The organism is Mitsuokella apri, from assembly GCF_047974105.1.
Classification (GTDB): Bacteria; Bacillota; Negativicutes; order Selenomonadales; family Selenomonadaceae; genus Mitsuokella.
On record NZ_JBHYRS010000005.1, the window covers coordinates 172,233 to 194,961 of the forward strand.

The 22,729-nt window shown below is 53.0% G+C and carries 18 protein-coding genes and 2 tRNA genes; 16 read left to right on the forward strand and 4 right to left on the reverse strand.

The window, feature by feature from the left end; all coding sequences use genetic code 11:
• Window positions 1-53 precede the first annotated feature (53 nt).
• The 5 genes from ACE419_RS08315 to ACE419_RS08335 all read left to right on the forward strand — a co-directional run bounded on the left by ACE419_RS08315 (window position 54) and on the right by ACE419_RS08335 (window position 5,284).
• Window positions 54-926 (forward strand): MerR family transcriptional regulator, encoded by an 873-nt coding sequence (locus tag ACE419_RS08315; RefSeq protein ID WP_435721685.1) that lies wholly within the window; start codon window positions 54-56, stop codon window positions 924-926.
• Window positions 927-933: 7 nt separating this feature from the next.
• Entirely contained in the window at window positions 934-1,794 is an 861-nt protein-coding gene (locus ACE419_RS08320; RefSeq protein WP_435721686.1) for a LysR family transcriptional regulator, read from the forward strand.
• Between the two features lie 139 nt (window positions 1,795-1,933).
• Window positions 1,934-2,266: a hypothetical protein gene (locus ACE419_RS08325; RefSeq protein ID WP_432646461.1), complete on the forward strand. Its 333-nt coding sequence runs from the start codon at window positions 1,934-1,936 to the stop codon at window positions 2,264-2,266.
• A gap of 197 nt (window positions 2,267-2,463) precedes the next feature.
• On the forward strand, window positions 2,464-4,221 hold the full coding sequence (locus ACE419_RS08330) for a subtype B tannase (RefSeq protein ID WP_432646462.1): 1,758 nt from the start codon (window positions 2,464-2,466) through the stop codon (window positions 4,219-4,221).
• Between the two features lie 178 nt (window positions 4,222-4,399).
• Complete coding sequence (locus tag ACE419_RS08335) at window positions 4,400-5,284, forward strand: LysR family transcriptional regulator (RefSeq protein WP_432646493.1); 885 nt, start codon at window positions 4,400-4,402, stop codon at window positions 5,282-5,284.
• 66 nt (window positions 5,285-5,350) lie between these two features.
• On the opposite strand, the gene ACE419_RS08340 is transcribed toward ACE419_RS08335, so the two are convergent.
• The 3 genes from ACE419_RS08340 to ACE419_RS08350 all read right to left on the reverse strand — a co-directional run bounded on the left by ACE419_RS08340 (window position 5,351) and on the right by ACE419_RS08350 (window position 9,274).
• On the reverse strand, window positions 5,351-6,841 hold the full coding sequence (locus ACE419_RS08340; RefSeq protein WP_435721687.1) for a class I adenylate-forming enzyme family protein: 1,491 nt from the start codon (window positions 6,839-6,841) through the stop codon (window positions 5,351-5,353).
• 150 nt (window positions 6,842-6,991) lie between these two features.
• Window positions 6,992-8,389: an amino acid permease gene (locus tag ACE419_RS08345; protein ID WP_432646494.1), complete on the reverse strand. Its 1,398-nt coding sequence runs from the start codon at window positions 8,387-8,389 to the stop codon at window positions 6,992-6,994.
• Window positions 8,390-8,551: 162 nt separating this feature from the next.
• Window positions 8,552-9,274, reverse strand: a complete 723-nt coding sequence (locus ACE419_RS08350) for a phosphatase (protein WP_435721688.1) — start codon at window positions 9,272-9,274, stop codon at window positions 8,552-8,554.
• 154 nt (window positions 9,275-9,428) lie between these two features.
• Here ACE419_RS08350 and ACE419_RS08355 point away from each other — a divergent pair.
• The 8 genes from ACE419_RS08355 (at window position 9,429) to araA (ending at window position 18,155) form a co-directional block, all read left to right on the forward strand.
• A tRNA-Val gene (locus tag ACE419_RS08355) sits at window positions 9,429-9,505 on the forward strand.
• A 44-nt stretch (window positions 9,506-9,549) separates the two neighbouring features.
• A tRNA-Val gene (locus ACE419_RS08360) sits at window positions 9,550-9,626 on the forward strand.
• A gap of 277 nt (window positions 9,627-9,903) precedes the next feature.
• Window positions 9,904-11,196, forward strand: a complete 1,293-nt coding sequence (gene purB / locus ACE419_RS08365) for an adenylosuccinate lyase (protein WP_435721689.1) — start codon at window positions 9,904-9,906, stop codon at window positions 11,194-11,196.
• A 90-nt stretch (window positions 11,197-11,286) separates the two neighbouring features.
• Window positions 11,287-12,573, forward strand: coding sequence for an adenylosuccinate synthase (locus ACE419_RS08370; RefSeq protein WP_435721690.1), 1,287 nt, complete (start codon window positions 11,287-11,289; stop codon window positions 12,571-12,573).
• A gap of 293 nt (window positions 12,574-12,866) precedes the next feature.
• Window positions 12,867-14,282, forward strand: a complete 1,416-nt coding sequence (locus tag ACE419_RS08375) for a sugar porter family MFS transporter (protein WP_435721691.1) — start codon at window positions 12,867-12,869, stop codon at window positions 14,280-14,282.
• 30 nt (window positions 14,283-14,312) lie between these two features.
• The gene (locus tag ACE419_RS08380) at window positions 14,313-15,926 is read left to right on the forward strand and encodes a xylulokinase (protein ID WP_435721692.1); all 1,614 of its coding nucleotides are present in this window, start codon (window positions 14,313-14,315) and stop codon (window positions 15,924-15,926) included.
• A 24-nt stretch (window positions 15,927-15,950) separates the two neighbouring features.
• The gene (locus ACE419_RS08385) at window positions 15,951-16,679 is read left to right on the forward strand and encodes an L-ribulose-5-phosphate 4-epimerase (RefSeq protein ID WP_295633223.1); all 729 of its coding nucleotides are present in this window, start codon (window positions 15,951-15,953) and stop codon (window positions 16,677-16,679) included.
• 48 nt (window positions 16,680-16,727) lie between these two features.
• The gene (araA, locus tag ACE419_RS08390; protein ID WP_432646469.1) at window positions 16,728-18,155 is read left to right on the forward strand and encodes an L-arabinose isomerase; all 1,428 of its coding nucleotides are present in this window, start codon (window positions 16,728-16,730) and stop codon (window positions 18,153-18,155) included.
• 112 nt (window positions 18,156-18,267) lie between these two features.
• Here the strand turns inward: araA and ACE419_RS08395 are convergent, their stop codons facing one another.
• Window positions 18,268-19,290 carry a LacI family DNA-binding transcriptional regulator gene (locus ACE419_RS08395; RefSeq protein ID WP_432646470.1) on the reverse strand — a complete coding sequence of 341 codons (1,023 nt, stop codon included), beginning with the start codon at window positions 19,288-19,290 and terminating at the stop codon, window positions 18,268-18,270.
• Between the two features lie 206 nt (window positions 19,291-19,496).
• Here ACE419_RS08395 and ACE419_RS08400 point away from each other — a divergent pair, with 206 nt between their 5' ends.
• The 3 genes from ACE419_RS08400 (at window position 19,497) to sufB (ending at window position 22,728) form a co-directional block, all read left to right on the forward strand.
• Window positions 19,497-20,321, forward strand: a complete 825-nt coding sequence (locus tag ACE419_RS08400; RefSeq protein ID WP_435721693.1) for a Cof-type HAD-IIB family hydrolase — start codon at window positions 19,497-19,499, stop codon at window positions 20,319-20,321.
• Between the two features lie 215 nt (window positions 20,322-20,536).
• Entirely contained in the window at window positions 20,537-21,292 is a 756-nt protein-coding gene (gene sufC / locus ACE419_RS08405) for a Fe-S cluster assembly ATPase SufC (RefSeq protein WP_432646472.1), read from the forward strand.
• Window positions 21,293-21,300: 8 nt separating this feature from the next.
• A complete protein-coding gene (gene sufB, locus ACE419_RS08410) occupies window positions 21,301-22,728 on the forward strand; it encodes a Fe-S cluster assembly protein SufB (RefSeq protein ID WP_432646473.1) in 1,428 nt (475 codons plus the stop codon).
• Window position 22,729 lies beyond the last annotated feature (1 nt).

The following is a 22,729-nucleotide window of genomic DNA, read 5'->3' on the forward strand; positions in this document are numbered from 1 at the left end:
TTCTATACTCATGGTAAAGTATACAGTCACTGTAAAGTCAAGGAGGGCTCGAAATGGAACGCGGTCTGAGTTTCCACACAGGAGAATTTGCCAAACTCTGCGGCGTCAATAAGCGTACGCTTCATTATTATGATGAGCAGGGCATTTTTTCACCGGACCATGTTGGCGAAAATGGCTATCGCTATTATTCGGTAAGGCAGTGTTATCCGTTCATCATGATCCGCATGCTGCGTCAGATGGGGCTGGACCTTTCGGAAATCAAGGAATATATGGAACACCGCAGTCCGGCAGGGCTTGAAAAATTGCTCGCGGAACAGGAGACTTGGCTGGATGAAGAGATTTGCAAGCTTCAATATATGAAGGAGATTGTGCGCAATCAGCGTCATACTCTCGCCCTTGTCAAAAATATTCGCTGCGGTGAAGTGGTCATCGAGAAATGGCCGGCGGCCAAACTCATTTATTCGCGCTCCGTGCGTAAATTCATGCTTCAGGGGAATCAGGGCAGTGTGGAGCGCATTATCATGGAGCATATGCGCTATATGCTGGAGCATAATCTGACGACTGGCACGGCATTTGGCGCTATGGCAGCAAAAGAAGATATTCTGCAGGGGCATGAGCATATCCTGACACGTTTTTTTACCGTGACGACAAAATCCCTGCAGAATGTGCCAGCGGAGTTTTGTGCGGTCCGGCCGGCCGGCAGCTACCTTGTGACGTATTTTTCAGGTGACTATATGGCGACGCATGCTTCTTATCAAAAACTGCGTCAGTATCTTTTGTCACATCCCGATTTGCAGGCAGGCGCGTTTTCTTATGAGGAAAGCATCATTGAGGATTTGGGGACCGCCAATCCCAGTGAGTATATCACGCGTATCGGTATCCCGTTATTGCCATCTGAGAACAATATGAAGTCAAGAGAGGAATGAAGGTACTATGGATTTAAAGCAGATGCGTTATTTTCTCGCCATTGTAGAAGAACGTCAGATTACAGCGGCCGCCCGCCGGCTGCATATGGCTCAGCCGCCCCTGAGCAGCCAGATGAAAATGCTCGAGGATGAACTTGGCATGAAGCTCTTCCGCCGCGGACCGCATCACATCGAGCTGACCGATGCGGGAAGGCTGCTTGCGGAGCGCGCAGCACAGCTGCTCGACATGGCCGCGATGACAAAAAGAGAAATGCAGGATATGAAACAGGGCACACGCGGGACACTGTCACTTGGGACTGTGTCATCATCCGGCAATGTCCTGCAGAATGAGGGCATGCAGTCTTTTCGCGAACATTTTCCGCATGTGCGTTTTGAAATTCACGATGGCAATACATATCAGCTCATCAATCTGCTTGAAAAAGGCATCATCGAAATCGGCATCGTGCGCACGCCTTTTAACGCGGTGCATTTTAACTGCAAGTACCGTCAGCCGGAGCCCATGATTGCCGCGATGACGCCGGAACTCGACTGGGATGAGACGAAAACAGAAATAGAGGCAGAAGAACTCGCGGAAAAACCGTTAATACTCTATCGCCGCTTTGAGCAGCTGCTCATGGATACCTTTGCGGCCCATGATTTTACGCCGGATGTCTGCTGCCTCAATGATGATGCCCGCACGACCATTCTCTGGGCCAATGCGGGACTCGGCGTTGCCATCGCGCCGCAGTCTGCCCTTTCTCTGGCGGCGCATGACAATCTGCACTGCAAGGTCATAAAAGAAAAATTTCTTTATACGCGCCTGGCTGCCATTTGGCCGCGGGAACGCTATTTATCCGCCATTGCACGCAACTTTCTCTCTTATTTCTGATGTTCTTCGTCAGAAAAGATTTAACGAAAATCCAACGCCCGATTAAAGGGATTGCAAGCTCGCCGCTTTAGAATAGAGCCATCATCAAGGAAGGCAAAAGCCCCTTGCGATGGAATAGAAGATGAGAGGAGCGATCCTTATGAAAATCCAGAATATCAAAAAAGCGTGGAAAAAGAGCATGGCCCTCGCCCTTGCAGGCCTCATGAGCTTTGGCATCGCGAGCACGACGCTGACGGTTTCGGCCGAGGCTGCCTCGCGCCACGAGCCGCCGCGTTATGAACAGCAGAATAACCGTCATGATACAGGTGACCGCAACTGGGAATATCAGCGCCGCGATGGCGAGCAGGGCCGTTACGACCACAACCGCAAGCCGCCTAAGAAGAGTTCGAGCAGCTCGCATTCGACTGGTGAAGTCACGACCGCCGCTGTGCTCGGCGCCGTGGTCGGTGCTGTCATTGCCAAGAACACCTGATACTGATACCTGATACGCAGTTTGGTGTATAGAAAGGAGAAGCGTAAATTTCGACTGAGAACAGAAAACCGCCATCCCTGGATGGCGGTTTTCTATTGTCGGGAACTTCTGCAACTTCCTTCATGACGGATATGCTGGATAGAAAATAGCATGATATAATGAAGGAAATGACTGGATGAGATGAGAGGATGGATGATATGAATCTGAAGAAATCTGTTTTGACGATGCTGGCGGTCAGCGCTCTGACTGTGCCCTTTGCGACAGGGGCAGCGCAGGCAGCTGCTGCAGATGGCGCGGCACAGACCGCTGCGGTAAAGAACGTGGCAGCAGCACAGGATAATACCACGGCGGCAAAGGCAACGACAAAAAAACAGGCTGCAGCCAAACAGCAGAAATACAGCCTGAAGTTCAATGCGAAAAATTATACGAAGGAAACGCTGCAGCTCAATGGGCAGGATGTCGCCTTCCGCGCTTACCGCAATATCCCGTATGTCTCGAAGCCGGCTTCGGTGGCTTCAGAATCCATGAGCATTTTCATTCCGGAGGCCTATTTTGAAAAGGGCGGCACGGTCAATGGCTATACGGCTAAGACGGCACCGATTTTCCTGCCAAACGGCGTGGGCGGCTATATGCCGGGCGACATCAAGGAGCCGAGTGCAGACGATAAAATGTCCGGCGGCGCGAACGCTTCGCTCGTGGCCCTCGCAAGAGGCTATGTCGTTGCAGCTCCGGCTGTCCGCGGCCGCACGACGGTAGGCGATGACGGCAAAACGTATGTGGGCAAGGCACCGGCCTTTCTTGTCGACTATAAGGCCGCGGTCCGTTATCTGCGTCATAACAGGCACCGTCTGCCAGCCGGTGACACGGATAAGATCATTTCAGACGGCACAAGCGCGGGCGGCGCATTATCTGCCCTGCTCGGCGCAACGGGCAACAGCAAAGAATACAGCGCAGAGCTCAAGGCCGTCGGGGCAGCGGGCGAGCGCGATGATATCTTTGCTTCGATGGACTACTGCCCGATTACGAACCTCGACCATGCGGATATGGCCTATGAGTGGATGTTCAACGGCGTCAATGAGGCATATCAGAGATCTGGCAGCCCGATGATTCCGATGCAGCCAGGTCAGATGCCTGCCTTTCTCAAGGCAGGCGATACTGTCATTCCGATGGGACCGGGGCCCGTTGTACAGCCCGTAACAGCCGATGGTCAGGACCAGGATGGCACCGTGACGGACCGTCCGGAAAATGCCCCGACGGAAACAGCCGCTGCCACGCCGATGACGGCTGCCGAAATCACGGCCTCTGAGCAGCTCAAGGCGCTTTTCCCTGCTTATGTCAACAGCCTGAACCTCACGGATCAGAACGGCAGGGCCCTGACGCTCAATGAAGATGGCACGGGGACCTTTGCAGATTATATCAAATCCATCTATGCAGCTTCGGCTCAGACGGCCCTCGATGCAGGGGAAGACCTTTCGGACCTCGGCTGGCTGACTATTGAAGATGGCAATGTCAAGGATGTTGACCTTGCCGGGTACGCTGCCTGGGCAACGCGCCTCAAGGCAGCACCGGCCTTTGATAAATTCGATTTGAGCTCTGGCGAAAACGATGAGTTCGGCACGTCCGACAATACGCCGCGCCATTTTACGGGCTTTTCCCTGACGCGCGATACGACACCGGGGGCGACGATGGCGACCTGGGATGACATCCGCCGCATGAACCCGCTGTATTTTATCGGCAAAAAAGGTGTCACAGTGGCTCCGCACTGGCGCATCCGCCACGGGGCGAAAGACCGCGATACGGCGCTGGCCATTCCGGCCATTCTTGCTTTGTCTCTCATGGACCATGGCTATGACGTGGACTTTGCTTCGCCGTGGGGCAAAGGCCATGCCGGCGATTATGACTTGACAGAACTCTTTGACTGGGCCGATGGCATCTGTAAGGCAAAAACAAAATAAAGAATACTTCATGTGATGCACAAAAAACTTCCCCGCCTGAGGGAAGTTTTTTTGTGCGCTTTCTTACCGTGTTTATCATAGCTTTATGCTATAATATGAGTAAAACGAATGACAATATCGAGATGGATGTACAAGCTTTACGCGTTATACGCGTTATATAGGAAAGGTGTTATATATGATGACTTTGACGCAGATGCGTTATTTTTTCGAGGTGTGTCAGTGGCAGAATATCACGAAAGCAGCAGAACATCTGCATGTTTCGCAGCCGACCATCAGCGTGGCCATGAGGACGATGGAAGAGGAGACCGGACTTAATCTCTTTCACCGTGAAGGACGAAAACTCGTCATGACGCCGGAGGGCAGTAAATTATTTGCTAAAATCAACCACATTTTAAGCCAGATTGACCAGCTGGAAGTCGAAGTACAGGATATGGCACAGAATCGCAATCACATCCGCATGGCCCTGCCTCTGCAGATTGGCACGCGTTTTCTGCCGCGCATTCTCGGGGAGTTCCGCAAGCAGAATCCGCAGATTAAATTGGAAATCATCGAGACGGGCGGCATCAGTGCCCTGCAGATGGTGGAAGAAGAAAAACTCGATATTGCCCTGACGAATTACACAACGGGCTTCAGCCAAAAACTTCTTTATCAGAAGCTGTATGACTGCGAGTGCTGCTTTGTTACGTATCCAGATCATCCACTGGCCAAACGCAGGAAGGTTTCCTTTGACGATTTTGCCGATGAACCACTCGTCATGCTGGACAGTCACTTCTTCATTTACCGCATGGTTCAGGACTTGTTTGCCGAATATAACTGCAAACCTAATATCATTCATTACTCGCCGTATCTGCACACAATCAAAAATCTTGTGGAGAGCGGCATCTGTTCGACGTTTTTAGCAAGGCAGGCTGTTCTTCCTAGTGAGAATCTGGTGCCTATTTCTTTGGAAAAGCCGTTCTATATTAATTCTGGCATTGTCACGAAGAAGAGCCGTCAGGTTTATGAGGATGAAAAACTGCTCATTGATTACCTGCAGAAAATCGCACAGGATATGGAAAAATAATTTCATCAAAACTCCATCAAAAAAAGAAGGCCCCTGCTGAGACCTTCTTTTTTGATAGTTTTATTTTTATTTTTCAGCGTTCTTGCTGGCTAAAAAGTCCTTGAGAATCTGGCGCTTGGCGATCTTGCCGGTTGAAGTGCGCGGCAGGGAAGCGAGCTCATGGAATTCACGCGGAATCTTGTAGAGCGCGAGGTTGGCCTGCAGGAATTTCTTGAGTTCACGGATGTTGATGGTGGCACCCTCATGCAGGCTGTAGAAGCAGGCGCCGGCCTGTCCGCGCAGTTTGTCATCGATGCCGATGACGGCTGCTTCGCTGATGCCGGGGAACTGATAAATGAGCTCTTCGACTTCGCGCGGATAGATATTCTCGCCCATGCTGATGATCATGTCCTTGAGGCGGTCGACAATATAAATGTAGCCATCTTCATCGGCGCGGGCTACATCGCCCGTGTGGAACCAGCCGCCGCGCAGGGCATTCTTCGTGGCATCCGGAAGATTCCAGTAGCCGAGCATGACGTTGTCACCTTTGACGATGAGTTCGCCGGCTTCGCCCTTCGGGACTTCCTCACCGTCCGAATTGATGAGCTTCCAGGCGATGCCCGGTACGACCGGCCCGCAGGAACCGACTTTTGGCTTTTCGGGCGGATTCATCGTGACAACAGGAGAGGTCTCGGAAAGACCATAGCCCTCGCAGATATCCACGCCAAATTTATTCATGAAATCCTGCTCAATCTTTAAAGGCAGCGTCGTGCCGCCCGAGACGACCAGGCGCAGGGAAGCCATATCTTCCTTCGTGGCGAGCTTCGTCAGGAGGCTGCAGATGGACGGCACGATGTAGAGGTCGTTGACTTTTTCCGTGCGGATGACATTGATGGTCTCTTTCGGCGTGAAGGAATCGAGGATGACGACTTCAGCACCGCAGTAAAGCGGGTAGAGGACGGAGCAGGTCCAGCCGAAGCAGTGGTACATCGGCAGAACGCAGAGAACCACGTTTTCTGCTTTGCAGCCCATGAAGCTCATCTGTCCGGCATTGGCGATGAGATTGCGGTGGGAGAGTACGGCGCCTTTTGGCGAGCCCGTTGTGCCTGACGTGTAGATGATGACGCAGGGATTCTGCTCATCGAAAGTCGGCGGCAGCGGCGGTGCTGCCGGAATGGTCTCATCTATTTTGCCGGCCTGACGGATATCATGCTGGATAATGCGCATATCGCAGCGCAGGGCCGCAAGCGCATCGACGAGATTCAAAGGCTGATAAGTCAGGATATGACGGGAGCCCGAATCCTTTATAATGTAGGCAATTTCGCGGCTGCTGAGCTGGAAGTTGATGGGTACGGCAATGGCCCCCAAAGAAGCAATGGCCATGTAGGCGTAGATGTAATCTGCACTGTTGCGCGAAAAAATGCTGACGCGGTCACCCACGCGGACACCGGCAACATAAAGACGGTTGCGGCAGGCAGCGACATGCTGCTGCAGTTCGCGGTAGGTAATGCGGCGTTCATGGTCGACAATGGCGAGAGAATCAGGTTTTCCCTGATAGATCAGTTCATGTACAAACATTGTATTCCTTCCTTTAGGGCAAGTGCCCCCATAGCAGAGGATAAATTCTTCGTCGTTACAGACTAATTTTATACCAGGTCATAAACTTTGTCAAAGTATAAAATAAAGGCCCTGTGATTTTTGACAGGGCCTTTTACGAAAAACAGTATGTTATTCTTCTTCGTCATGGTTCGGATGGGCAAGAGCACTGTGCTGATAGCTGTAGCCGAAGTAGACGAGGCAGCCAAATGTGCACCAGACGATGAAGCGGACCCAGGTTTCCCAGGGCAGATGGTACATGAGGTAGCCGCAGGTCAGTACGGCCATGGGGGCGATGAGCCAGACGAGCGGGCAGCGGAATGTGCGCGGCACATCGGGCTTCGTGATGCGCAGGACCATGACGCCGAGGGCAGCGACGAGGAAGGCAGACAGCGTGCCGATGTTGGCCATTTCGGCAATGACGCCGATTGGCGCAAAGCCTGCGATAATGGAAACGAAGATGCCGCCCATGACCGTGACGATGTACGGCGTATGATAGCGTTTATGGATTTTGCAGACGCGGGCCGGCACCATGCCGTCGCGGCTCATGGCAAAGAAGATGCGGGCCTGGCCGTAAAGCAGGACGAGAAGGACCGTTGTGATGCCGGCAATGGCGCCGACGCCGACGATGGCCGAACCGAGATTGTAGCCGATATAGCGCAGGGCGAAGGCTACAGGCTCCGGATTGTTGAGTTCCGTGTAAGGCACGATGCCCGTGAGCACGCCGGCCACGACGACGTAAAGGGCTGTGCAGATGACGAGCGAACCGATGATGCCGATTGGCAGGTCATGGGACGGATTCTTGCATTCCTCCGCACTCGTGGCAACGGCATCAAAGCCGATATAGGCAAAAAAGACAATGGCCGCGCCGCCGAAAATACCCGAAACACCGAAGGGCATGAAGGGCTCCCAGTTCATCGTATTGACATGCGGGATGGCGAGCAGCAGGAAAATCGCGATGGCCGTGAGCTTGACGCCTACGAGGATGCGGTTGAGCTTTGTGCTCTCCTGCGTGCCGCGAATCAGCAGCACCGAAAGCAGCAGTGTGATGAAGATGGCGGGCAGATTGATGATGCCGCCGTCGGCCGGCACATGTGTCAGGGCGTGACCCGGGTCAAGGCCCGCAGAGAGCAGCAGGCCTGTGACATAGCCCGACCAGCCGGAAGCAACAGCACTGGCCGTAACCGTGTATTCGAGGATGAGGTTCCAGCCGACAATGAAGGCGATGAACTCGCCGAGGGAGGCATATGTATACGTATAAGCACTGCCGGACGCCGGTACGATGGAGGAAAACTCTGCGTAAGCAAGTCCTGCAAGTGCGCAGGCAAGGCCTGAGACCATGAAGGAAATCGTGACAGCAGGTCCGGCGTATTTGGCAGCCGCAACGCCTGTCAGGACGAAGATGCCTGTGCCGATGACGCAGCCGATGCCGAGCAGGATGAGGTCAAAAGCGCCAAGCGTCTTGGCCATGCCTGAATGGGCAGCCGTTTCGCGCATCTGCTCAATGCTTTTGGTGCGGAATAAGTTCATTTTTTTTACCATTCCTTTTTCTCTTATAGATGGATAAGATATCTTTACAACATTACTATTATATTGACAGGAAAAGCCTCCGTCAATATGACAGAGGCTTTATGAGATGAAATTTTCCGGAAATATGGCGGAAATGTCATGGAAATGTATACTGGAAATGCTTTATTCGCGAATCCATTCCTTGAATTTTTCTGGCGAGCTGTTGATGACGAGTTCTTCCGGGAATTCTGCTTCCTTGATGACTTCCTGAGAAAGCGCATGATTGCCGACATCGAGGTCGATATGGGCATCGCTGCCCATGATGACGTGCGTACCGTATTTCTTGCAGGCCTGCAGCATTTCTTTGGCGAGCTCGCGCGAACCTGTGCGGCTGCCGCCGGGGCGGTAAGAGCTGTTGTTGCATTCGAGCAGGACATGGCGTTCCTTGGCAGCTTTGGCAATCTGGTCAAAGTCGACAGGGAAGACCGGATTGTCCGGATGGCCGATGATCTTGACCTGAGGGATGAACATGGCACTCATGATGGCTGTCGTATTGTCGAGCTTCGTGCCCGGGTTGATGCAGGGATCGTGCAGGCTGGCAATGGCGTAATCGACAGCGCGCAGACCTTTTTCCTCAAGATCGACTTTGCCTGTGGTGTTCAGAATGTTGAGTTCTACGCCCATGAGCAGTTCCACGCCGGCTTCATCGCCGTAGACTTTGCGGTCAAAGATGCGCAGATTTTCAAAGTAAAAGCGGTGCGTGGAGCCCGGCATGGCCGGAGCATGGTCGGCAATGCCGACAAGTTCTATGCCGTGTTTTTTGCCCGCGGCAATCATTTCGCGGATTGTGTTGTAGGCATGGCCGCTGGCGAGCGTATGCATATGGACGTCGAGTAAATCCTTCATTATAATACCCCCAAAACTATGACAGTGTGTTCGCCTTTTATTATAACACGCTGAGGTGTCAAAAGGGGCTTCTTAAAATTTTTTCAAGAAATCCTGATTTTTTTGTTGACATTTCCTTTGCCATCCCGTATAATAAATCTTGTCGTTAAGACATGGGGTTATAGCTCAGTTGGTTAGAGTGTCTCGTTGACATCGAGGAGGTCACAGATTCGAATTCTGTTAACCCCACCATTTCAGAATGTACGGTTTCGTCAAACGGCGAAACCTTTTTTATTGCTCGCTTAGCTCAGTTGGCTAGAGCATCTCCGTCACATGGAGGGGGTCGGGGGTTCGAATCCCTCAGCGAGCACCAAAGAGAAAGCAGAAGCTGCATGCATGGCGTGCAGCTTATTTTTATTATAATATATGAAGGAAACATGCTGAACTCTGTTGACATTCATTGACACTGGCCCTTGCAAAATGATATGATAGACAAGGGAATATCGGTAACTTCTCCAAACTCAAAATGAGGCTTTTCATAGGTAAGACCGTCAGTATAGGCGGAGGAAAAGTCAATTTGAGTTTTTTCGTCGTGTTTTCACTTCCGCGGTGCAGAGATGCCGCCAGGAAATTGAGGAGGAAATCACTAAATGATCGAGCGTTATACCAATCCGGAAATGGGCCATCTCTGGTCTATCGAAAATGAGTGGCAGCAGATCCTGAATGTCGAGATGGCTGCTTGCGATGCTATGGCTGAGCTTGGCGAGATCCCGAAAGAGGCCGCAAAGAACATCCGTGCAAAAGCAAAGTTTGACGTCAACCGCATCCACGAGATTGAGTCTGTTACGCATCATGATATCATTGCATTCCTGACGAATGTGGCAGAGAATGTCGGTGATGATTCCAAGTATATCCACAAAGGCCTGACTTCTTCGGACGTCAAGGATACGGCTGTCTGCATGATGATGCGCGATGCCTGCGATATCCTTCTCGACGACCTTAAGAAATTCCGTGAGGTCCTGCGCCGCCGCGCTAAGGAATTCAAACATACGCCGTGCATTGGCCGCACGCATGGCATCCATGCTGAACCGATGACGTTCGGCCTCAAGATGTTGCTCTGGAGCGCTGAAATCGAGCGCGATATCGAGCGCATGGAGCATGCCAAGAAAATCGTCTCGGTCTGCAAGCTTTCGGGTGCTGTCGGCACGTACTCCAACATTGACCCGAAAATCGAGCAGATGGTCGGCAAGACGCTCGGCCTGACGCCGGTCCGTCTCGCTACGCAGGTTATCCAGCGTGACCGTCATGCAGAATTCGTTACGGCCATTGCCATCTGCTCCTCGACGCTTGAGAAGATTGCGACGGAAGTCCGGAATCTGCAGCGCACGGATATCCGTGAGGCAGAAGAGTACTTCTCCCCGGGACAGAAGGGTTCCTCGGCTATGCCGCATAAGCGCAACCCAATCAACTGCGAGCGCATCTCGGGCATGGCCCGCCTGAACCGCGGCAATGCCGTTGCAGCTCTGGAAGACATCACGCTCTGGCATGAGCGCGACATCTCGCATTCCTCCGTTGAACGCGTCATCCTGCCGGATTCCTCGATCAACCTCGATTACTGCACGACGAAGCTCACGGATATCATCGATAAGCTGCTCGTCTATCCGGAAAAGATGCTTCACAACATGCAGCGCACGGGCGGCCTCATCTACAGCCAGCGCATCCTGCTGACGGTTGTCGACAAGGGCGTACTGCGTGAAGATGCCTACAAGTGGGTACAGCGCAATGCCATGAAGCGCTGGATGGAAGGTCAGGATTTCCGCACGAGCGTTGAGAATGACCCGGACATCACGAAGTATCTGACGAAGGAAGAAATCGACGACTGCTTCGATTATAAATACTTCCTGCGCCATGTCGATATGATCTTTGAGCGCTTCGGCCTTTGAGACCTATAATAAATGAATAAATGAAAGAAAGCCTCTTCTCCCTGCGGGGAGAGGGCTTTTCTATGTCGATTCATAAAGGAGAGACAGATTATGTCAACAGTAGTAGTAACGGGTACGCAGTGGGGCGACGAAGGCAAGGGCAAGATCGTCGACTATCTCGCACAGCAGGCGGATACGGTCGTACGTTTTCAGGGCGGCAGCAATGCCGGCCATACGGTCGTCGTCGATGGCGTCGATTACAAACTGCGCCTGATGCCGTCGGGCATCCTTTTCAAGGGTTCGCACTGCGTGGTCGGCAATGGTGTGGCGTTCAATCCGAAAGTCATGCTGCAGGAGATGGACGCTCTTTCTGAGCGCGGCATTGACCTTTCGGGCATCCGCATCAGCAACCGTGCGCAGCTCGTTCTGCCGTATCACTGCCTGATCGACCAGCTCTCAGATGAGGCGCGCGGCAAAGGTAAAGTCGGCACGACGCATAACGGCATCGGCCCGTGCTATGTCGACCGCGACAACCGCATCGGCATCCGCGTCTGCGATTTCATCGATAAGGAAGAGTTTGCGAAACGCCTGAAGGAAAATCTCGCCATCAAGAACCGCGAGCTCAAGCTTCTCTATGACCACGAGCCTCTTGACTATGATGAAATCCTTGCAGAATACAATGGCTATGCAGACCGTCTGCGTCCGTATGTCTGCGATACGATTGCCCTGCTCGATGAAGAAATCAAAGAAGGCCGCAAGATCCTCTTCGAGGGTGCTCAGGCCACGATGCTCGATATCGACTACGGCACGTATCCGTATGTCACGGCTTCGCACCCGATTTCCGGCGGCGTCGGCATTGGTGCCGGCGTAGCTCCGCAGAAAATCGACAAGGTTGTCGGCATTGTCAAGGCTTACTGCACGCGTGTCGGCGAGGGCCCGTTCCCGACGGAACAGCTCAACGAAATCGGCAATAAGCTGCGCGAAGTCGGCCATGAATACGGCGTTGTCACGGGCCGCCCGCGCCGTACGGGCTGGCTTGATGCCTGCGTTGTCCGCTATGCCGGCATCCTCTCGGGCATTGATTACATGGCTGTCACGCGCCTCGATATCCTCGATGATTTCGATGAGATCAAGATGTGCGTCGGCTACAAATATCAGGGCAAACTGCTCAACGAGATTCCGGCCAGCCTCAAGGTGCTTGCCGAAGTCGAGCCAGTTTACGAGACATTTGCGGGCTGGAAGTGCGATATCACGAAAGTCCGCAAGTACGAAGACCTGCCGGAGAACGCCAAGAAGTATCTGACGCGCATGGCAGAAGTTACGGGCATCGCCCTGGGCATCGTTTCCGTCGGCCCGAACCGCGACGAGACGATCGTCATCGCCAACGACATCTTTTGATTGTGATATCCTGAGCTAAATTCGCATATTGTGAGTAAGGTGAGGAGCCTCCGCATTGTTTCGCGGAGGCTCTTTTTTTATGCTGTTTTATCATATCGATAATAACTGTTCGTATGAAGTACATTAATACAATGATAAGCAGGAAATGGATAAGCTGCTAATAAATAAAAAAGAATAAAAATAGATTGACAAATCAGAAGCATCGTGATATATTAAAACCATCAGATGTGCTCGAACACAAAAGAGCAAAACAGAGTAAAATGTGGTAATTATAAACAAAGGAGAGACAAGAAATGGTAACAAGCACAGGAAATGCTCCGGAGAAGAAAATCCCCAGCGCATTCATTTATTTCTTTGGATCCTTCGGTGGTATCCTCTTTGGTTATGATATCGGCGTTATGACCGGTGCGCTGCCGTTCCTGCAGAACGATTGGAACTTGCAGGGCAATGCGGGCATCATCGGTTGGATCACATCGGCCGTCATGTTCGGTGCTATTTTCGGCGGTGCTCTTGCCGGTCAGCTTTCCGACCGTCTCGGCCGCCGCAAGATGATTCTCATCTCGGCTATCATCTTTGTCGTCGGTTCTGTTCTCTCAGGTATTGCACCGCACAACGGCCAGTATTACCTCATCGGTGTGCGTATCCTCTTAGGCTTGGCTGTTGGTGCAGCTTCCGCGCTGGTTCCGGCTTATATGTCGGAGATGGCGCCGGCACGCCTCAGAGGCCGTCTTTCCGGCCTGAACCAGACGATGATCGTCTCGGGCATGCTGCTTTCCTACGTTGTGGATTATCTTTTGAAGGACCTGCCGGAAACGATGGCATGGAGACTTATGCTCGGCCTTGCCGCTGTTCCTGCCCTGATCCTGTTCCTCGGTGTCCTGCGCCTGCCGGAGTCGCCGCGTTTCCTCGTAAAACATGGCCTTGTTGACCAGGCACGTCGTGTGCTCGGTTACATCCGCAACACGAAAGAAGAAGTCGAGGCAGAGCTCGCCGACATCAAGGAAATGACGACGACGGAAGCCAATACGAAGGAACCGTCGCTTGCCACGCTGTTCTCGGATAAATACCGCTACCTCGTTACGGCTGGTGTCGGCGTTGCCGCTTTCCAGCAGTTCCAGGGTGCCAACGCAATTTTCTACTACATTCCGCTGATTGTTGAAAAAGCAACGGGCCAGGCAGCAAGTTCGCAGCTCATGTGGCCGATCATTCAGGGCATCCTGCTCGTTCTCGGCTCCCTCATCTTCCTCGTCATCGCAGATAAATTCAACCGCCGCACGCTGCTGACGGTCGGCGGCACGATCATGGGCCTTTCGTTCATCCTGCCGGCAGTCATCAACAGCATCATTCCGGATGCAGACCCGATGATGATTGTTTTCTTCCTCTGCATTTACGTTGCCTTCTATTCCTTCACTTGGGCTCCGCTGACCTGGGTTATTGTCGGTGAGATTTTCCCGCTGGCTATCCGCGGCCGCGCAGCTGGTCTCGCTTCCTCGTTCAACTGGATTGGTTCCTTCCTCGTTGGTCTGCTGTTCCCAATCATGACGGCTTCGTTCTCGCAGGCAGCTGTATTTGCCATCTTCGGTGTCATCTGCCTGCTCGGCGTTGCGTTCATCCGCAACTGCGTGCCGGAAACGCGCGGTCATACGCTTGAGGAGATCGAAGCAGCTGGTACGAAAAAATCTGCCAAAGCTTCTGTGCATAACGCATAAGTCCATTATTACATCGAGGAGACATTTGCCATGGATTTGAAAAAGAATGCTGCAGCGATAGAGGAGGGCCGCACGGCCCTCGGCCTGGAGCTCGGCTCGACGAATATCAAGATGGTGCTTGTAAATGAAGCCTGCGAGACACTGGCTTCGACGAGCTACGGCTGGGAAAATCAGCTCGTGGACGGCATCTGGACGTATGATCTGGCAACGGTCTGGCTCGGCATTGAGGACTGCTTCCACAGCCTGACGGCCGATGTGCAGAGCCGCTATCATGTGGAAATCAAGAAAATCGGCTCGATTGGCGTCAGCGCCATGATGCACGGCTATCTGCCGTTTGATAAAGACGGCAAGCAGCTCGCACCGTTCCGCACCTGGCGCAATAACATCACGGGCGAGGCTGCCGGGAAACTTACGGAGCTGTTCGGCTTCAATATTCCGCAGCGCTGGAGCATTGCACATCTCTATCAGGCCATCCTCAAAGATGAGGCGCATGTCAAGGATATCGCATTTCTGACGACGTTGGCCGGCTACGTACATTGGCAGCTCAGCGGTGAGAAGGTCCTCGGCATCGGCGATGCTTCGGGCATGTTCCCGATTGACGAGCAGACCGGCACGTACGATGCCGGCATGGTGGAGAAATTCTCCGCACTGCCTGAAGTAAAGAAGTATCCATGGAAGCTCGGGGAAATCCTGCCAAAGCCGCTGCGCGCCGGCACGAAAGCCGGCCAGCTGACAAAAGAAGGCGCATGGCTGCTCGACCCGACGGGCAAACTTGAGCCGGGAGCCCTGATGGCGCCGCCTGAGGGCGATGCCGGCACGGGCATGGTCGCGACGAACGCCGTGCGCAAACGCACGGGCAATATCTCCGTCGGCACGTCGGCATTCTCGATGAACGTACTCGATGCACCTTTAAAGGCGGTTCACCGCGATATCGATATCGTGACGACGCCAGACGGCGCGCCTGTAGCCATGGTTCATACGAATAACTGCTCGAGTGACCTCAATGCCTGGGTGCAGCTCTTTGGCGAATTTGCCGAGCTCATCGGCCACGGTCAGACGCCGGCGAAACTCTATCGGACGCTCTTTGAGGCTTCGCAGAAGGCAGACCGCGATGCCGGGGGACTCCTTAACTACAGCTGCCTCTCAGGTGAAAATATCACCGATGTGGAGACAGGCAGACCTCTCTTCGTGCGTACGCCGCACAGCAAAATGAACCTTGCAAACTTTATGCTTGCTCAGCTCTATGGCTGCTTTGCACCACTCAAGATTGGCATGGATATTCTCGTCAAGGAAGAGGGCGTGCAGACAGATGTCATGATTGCCCAAGGCGGCCTCTTTAAGACGCCGGTCATCGGTCAGCAGGTCCTTGCCGACTGCCTCGGCCTGCCAATCACCGTCATGGAGACGGCAGGGGAAGGCGGCCCGTGGGGCATGGCTGTGCTCGCAGTCTTTGCGAAATGGCATGGCGAAAAAGCCCTGGCCGACTTCCTCGATGACGATGTCTTCCACAATCCGGAAAGCTCGACACTGCTGCCGACGGAAGCAGGACGTCTCGGCTGCCAGAAATTCATCACAGCCTATAAAGAAGGTTTGGAAGTCGAACGTCAGGCAGGCAAAGCTGTAGCAGACCGTACGGAAGCGTAATTTCTTGAAAGGATCCTATTATATATGTTAGAAGAACTCAAACAGGAAGTTTATGAAGCGAATATGATGCTGCCGAAACTCGGCATTGTCACATTCACCTGGGGCAATGTCTCGGGCATCGACCGTGAGAAGAACCTCTTCGTCATCAAGCCGTCGGGCGTGCCGTACGAAGATTTGAAGCCTTCGGATATGGTTGTAGTCGACCTTGAGGGCCATGTCGTCGAAGGCGAGATGAATCCTTCGAGCGATACGATGACGCATCTTGTACTCTACAAGGCATTCCCGAATATCAAGGCTGTCGTCCACACGCATTCCAAATGGGCCGTTTCTTTTGCCGAAGCCGGTGTGCCGATTGAGGCACTGGGTACGACCCATGCCGATACATTCTACGGCGATGTTCCTGTGACCGATGCTTTGACGAAACAGGAAATCGAAGAAGCCTATGAAGAGAACACGGGCAAGGTCATCGTCCGCACGTTCAAAGAATATGGCATTGACCCTGATGCCGTACCGGCTGTTCTCGTCAAGCAGCATGGCCCGTTCACCTGGGGACCGAGCCCGAAAAAGGCTGTCGAGAATGCGAAAATCCTCGAAGTCGTCGCCGAGATGAACTACCATGCCCTGCAGCTCACGCGTGCCGATATCCGCGTGCCGCAGTTCCTCTTAGACAAGCATTATTACCGCAAACACGGCGCCAATGCCTACTATGGTCAGAACAACGCCAAGTCCAAGAGCGGTGCTACCCATAAATAAAAAGTTTTTGATTTTAGGAAATTTGATTTCAGAAGGGAAGTCCATATCATGCTGAAACTCTCGAATGCTTACAAATTCTGGTTTGTCGCTGGTTCCCAGTTCCTTTATGGCGAGGAACAGCTCAAAAACGTCGCCCGCGATGCCGAAGACATCGTCAACAAGCTCAATGCAAGCGGCAAGCTGCCGTACCCGATCGAGTTCAAGGGTGTCATGACGACGGCCGATGGCATCACGCAGTTCATGAAGGATGTCAACTACAATGACGAAGTAGCCGGTGTTATCACGTGGATGCATACGTTCTCTCCGGCCAAGAACTGGATTCGCGGCACGAAACTCCTGCAGAAACCGCTGCTGCACCTCGCTACGCAGTACCTCAATAAGATCCCGTACGATACGATTGACTTTGACTACATGAACCTCAACCAGAGTGCTCATGGCGACCGCGAGTACGGCTACCTCAATGCCCGTCTGCACCTCAACAACAAAGTCGTTTACGGCTGGTGGGGCGATGAAGAAGTTCAGCAGGAAATCGCTTCGTGGGAAGATGTTGCCGTCGCTTACAACGAGAGCTTCAAGATCAAGGTCTGCCGTTTCGGCGATACGATGCGCGATGTCGCTGTTACCGAGGGTGATAAGGTACAGGCTCAGATCCAGCTCGGCTGGACGGTCGACTATTGGCCGGTTGGTGACCTCGTCGAAGTAGTCGATGCGGTCAGCGAAGAAGACATCGACAAAGAATACAAGAAGCTGCAGGAAGACTACACGTTCAATCCGCAGAACAACAGCGCCGAAAAATTTGAGAGCTCCGTACGCTATCAGCTGCGCGAGTATCTCGGCATCAAGAAATTCCTCGATGACAAGGGCTATACGGCTTTTTCGACGAATTTCCAGGACCTCAAAGGTCTCAAACAGCTGCCGGGCCTCGCTGCTCAGATGCTCATGCGCGACGGCTACGGCTTTGCCGCTGAAGGCGACTGGAAGACGGCAGCCCTCACGCGTCTGCTGAAGATCATGGCACACAACGACCGCACGGTCTTCATGGAAGATTACACGCTCGACCTGCGCAAAGGCCATGAAGCCATCCTCGGCGCACATATGCTCGAAGTCGATCCGTCCATTGCCAGCGACAAGCCGCGCGTTGAAGTCCATCCGCTCGACATCGGCGGCAAGGATGATCCGGCCCGTCTCGTCTTCACCGGTGCTGACGGCGAAGGCATCGACTGCACGGTTGCGGACTTCCGCGAAGGCTTCCGCCTGATCAGTTACCCGGTTGACTGCCGTAAGGCCGAGGCCGAGACGCCGCATCTGCCGGTTGCAAAGCAGCTCTGGACGCCGAAAGTCGGCCTTAAGGAAGGTGCGACGGCCTGGATTCACGCCGGCGGCGGCCATCATACGGTCCTTTCCTTCCGCATCACGGAAGAGCAGATTCACGACCTCGGCACGATGCTCGGCATGGATCTCGTAGAAATTTGCTGATTCCCTTCTTTCTTGTAAAGACCAAATCCATACACCAGAAAAGCGCATCCTCGTTTTGAGGATGCGCTTTTCGTATATCTTACTATCTAATAAGAAGCTTTTTGTTAAGGAGTCATCCTTCTACGTTTTGCAGGATGCGGATCTCGTTGCGCATGATGTATTTTTCGTGTTCGGGTTTGATGCCGTTGACGAGATAATCAAAGACAATCTGCATCGAGCGCTGCCCCTGTTGATGCGGATGTTGGTAGATGGCAGCCTGAATGACGCCTTTTTTCATCATTTCAATGGTCGTGGGAATCGTATCGAAGACAATCAGAGTGATGTCCTGGCGCTTCGCGGTGAGAACGGCGCGGGCAGCACCGTAAGCGCCGGCCGAGATGACGAAGAGGGCATTTGTTTCGGGGCGGTCTAAGAGCAGCTGGCGGATATCTTCATAGGCAATCATATCGTCATCTTCTGTTTCCTGTACGCCAAGAAAGTGAAAGTCGGCATGTTTTTTCATGATTTCAAGGAAGCCGTCAAGACGCTGGCGATGGCCGAGCATGTTGAGAGAACCCAAAAGGACGCCGGCATACAGTGGACCCGGATGAATCATGCCTAAAAGAGCCGCGGCAGTCCTGCCGCCGTTGGGGTAGTCCGGTCCGACATAGCATTGACGTTTGGACGTTTCGACATCGTTGTTGAGCGTGACGACAAAAATATCTTCTGCGACGCACTCATTGATTTTCTCGATGATGCGCGGATGATTCAGAGGGTCGATGATTAAGGCATTGATGCCCTGCGCTTTGAGTTCATCGATGATTTCACATTGGCGGTCGATATCGAAACCGCGCATGCTGCGCCAGATGACCTCGAGGCCGTAAGAGGAAAATTTGTCGGCCATGCGATGCATGGAATGCAGAACATCATCGAAGAAGCGGACGCCGTCTGACACAATCAGGACACCGACTATGGGATGCTTCTTGCGGGCGGCCAGTGCCTTGCCGGCAGGATTCGGATGATAATGAAGTTTTTCGGCCATTTCGCGGACGAGACGTTCTTTTTCCGGTTTGACTTTGCCGCGGCCGTTGAGCACGCGGTCTACTGTGCCGCGTGAGACTCCGCAGAGTTCGGCAATCTGTTTGATGGTTACCATGGTACGATCTTCTTTCTGTGCTGCATTTGGAGATATTCTTATCTTTTATTCGCTTCGAACCGTTTGTTTTCCTGCTTATGGCACTTTGCGGATTGATACCGGCTTTCTTTTTTGCTATAATGTTCGCGATTACGGTATTTTTATTTAAATGGAAGGAAACAGATGACTGTGCGGAGCAGGATGCTCCGGAAAGGATGACACGATTCATGTATAAGATGATTGCCTTGGATCTCGACGGTACACTCAATAATGATGAGAAGAAGATTACCCCCAAGACGCGTGAGGCACTTTTAGCGGTGCAGCAGCATGGCGTGACGGTTGTGCTGGCGTCGGGGCGTCAGGCACCGGGGCTTATGCGTGAGGCCAATGCCCTTGAACTCAGGGATTACCACGGCCTGCTGCTCTCGTATAACGGCGGCCAGATCAAGGATGCGACGACGGGAGAAATCCTCTTCTCGCAGGCTATTGACCGCGGGACGGCACTGCGCTTCCTGCGCCATCTCGAAGCTTATCCGGAGCTTTCGCCAATCGTCGATGACGGTGAATTCATCTTCACGACCGATGCCAGCCGCCATAAGGTGCAGGATGAGAGCCGCAACAACAATCTCAAGATCGAGATTGTCGAAAACATTGCCGATGCCGTGGAAGAGCGCGGCTTTGCGCCGGTCAAGATTCTGACGGCTGCGCCAAATGAGATTCTCGTGCCGCACCTTGCCGATATCCGCCGCGGCTTTGAGGAAGAGCTTTCTTTCGTGCAGTCGGCACCGTGGTTTTACGAGGCAACGGTCAAAGGCGTCAGCAAGTCGACGTCGCTTGCGCGCGTCTGTGAGCGCCTTGACATTAAACGCAGTGAAGTCATGGCCTTTGGCGATGCCCAGAACGATATGAGCATGCTTGATTTTGCCGGCCATGGCGTGGCCATGGGCAATGCCTGCGATGAACTCAAGGATATGGCCGATGAAATCACGCTGTCGAATAACGAGGATGGCATTGCGGCATCGCTCGCACGTCACTTTGATTTTTTAAATTAAGCCGCGTATCGCGTATTTTGTGATATTTCTCATAGAGCTTCCCTTATGGGGAGCTTTTTTTATGGAAATAAGGCATATATATAGTTGAAACTTATAGATTGTGCTTATTGCTATTGACTTTTTAGGATGCAGGCCATACAATGGATTTATCAATCCCGAGTAATTTTGTAAGGATTAAATATCCAGAGCTTAAATCTTAAAGGAGAGTTTTATATATGGCAGAGAATCTTTTGGAAATCAAGGATCTCCATGCTGGCGTCGAAGGCAAGGAAATCCTCAAAGGCCTGAGTCTGAAAGTCGACAAGGGTGAAGTGCATGTCATCCTCGGACCGAACGGCTCCGGCAAATCGACACTCATGAACATCATCATGGGCCATCCGAAATACGAGGTGACCTCCGGCACGATTGACTTCGAAGGCGAGGATATCAAAGACCTCAAGACGTTTGAACGCGCGCGCAAGGGCCTGTTCCTCTCGTTCCAGACGCCGGAGGAAATCCCGGGCATCACGGTCGAGAACATGATCCGCACGTCAAAGCAGGCCATCTCGGGCGAACGCGTTAAAATCATCCCGTTCCGCCGTCAGCTTAAACAGACGATGGAAGAGCTCAAGATGAAGCCTGAGTATGCAGAGCGCTATATGAACGTAGGCTTCTCGGGCGGCGAGAAAAAACGCAACGAGATCCTGCAGCTTCTTATGCTCAATCCGAAACTCGCGCTGCTCGATGAGACGGATTCGGGCCTTGATGTCGATGCCGTACAGATTGTCTCGGAAGGCGTCGCAAAGTTCCACAACGAGAACAACAGCTGCCTGATTATCACGCATAACACGCGCATTCTCGAAAAACTCAAGGTCGATAAGGTTCATGTCCTCATCAACGGCGAAATCGTCGAAGAGGGCGGTCCGGAGCTCATCGATGAAATCAACCGCCGCGGCTTTACGCACATCCTCGATGCTCAGGCAGAAAAGTGAGGCGCGCGATGGCTGAAGAAAAATTTGTACCGAAAAAAAAGACGTACGTCGAAGACATCGAGCGTACGCTTTACGATATCAAAGACGCGGACCACTCCGTCTACAAGGCGCAGAGCGGCCTGACGGAAGATATCATCCGCGATATCTCGAAACGCAAGCATGACCCGCAGTGGATGCTCGATTTCCGTCTCAAATCCCTTGAGGTCTACAATTCGCTGCCGCTGCCGACCTGGGGCCCGGATATTTCCGAGCTCAATATGGACGATATCGTCACGTACGTCCAGCCGGATGCCAAGATGACGGGCAATTGGCAGGAAGTGCCGAAAGATATCAAAAATACATTTGACCGCCTCGGCATCCCAGAGGCCGAGCAGAAGCAGAGTCTTGCGGGCGTCGGCGCGCAGTATGATTCTGAGGTCGTCTATCACAGCATTCAGGATGACCTTGTCAAGCAGGGCGTCATCTACACGGATATGGAAACGGCCATCCGCGAGCATGAGGATGTCGTCAAAGAGTACTTCATGACGCTCGTGCCGCCCAAAGACCATAAATTTGCGGCCCTGCACGGTGCCGTCTGGTCGGGCGGTTCGTTCGTCTATGTGCCGGAAGGCGTACATGTAGAGATTCCTCTGCAGTCATATTTCCGTCTCAACGCGGCAGGTGCCGGCCAGTTCGAGCACACGCTGATTATTGTAGAAAAAGGTGCAAGCCTGCACTTCATTGAAGGCTGCTCGGCTCCGAAGTACAATGTCACGAATCTCCATGCCGGCTGCGTCGAGCTCTTCGTCAAGGAGGGGGCACGCCTGCGCTATTCGACGATTGAGAACTGGTCGCGCAACATGATGAACCTCAACACGAAACGCGCCCTCGTTGAAAAAGACGGCATCATCGAGTGGGTTTCGGGCTCGTTCGGTTCGCATGTTTCGTGCCTCTATCCGTGCAGCATCCTGCACGGCGAGAACGCACGCTGTGAATTTACGGGCGTCACGTTTGCCTCGAAGGGGCAGAACCTCGATACGGGTGCCAGCGTCATCCACGCAGCGCCGCATACGTCGGCAAATATCAACACGCGTACGATTTCCAAAGCCGGCGGCAAGGCCACATACCGCAGTGCTGTCAAGGTTACGCGCCGTGCGCCGTTTGCGAAATGCTCGGTTAACTGCGAATCGCTGATGCTCGACAATGAATCGCGCAGTGATACACTGCCGGTCATGGATATCGAGGGCGATGAGGCCGATATCGGGCATGAGGCCAAGATTGGCCGCATCAGCGATGAAGCGATTTTCTACCTGACTTCCCGCGGCATCGATGAGGATGAGGCCCGCGCGATGATCGTACGCGGCTTCGTTGAGCCTATTGCCAAGGAGCTGCCGCTCGAGTACGCCGTAGAAATGAATAATTTGGTCAATATTGAATTGGAAGGGACGATGGGCTGAT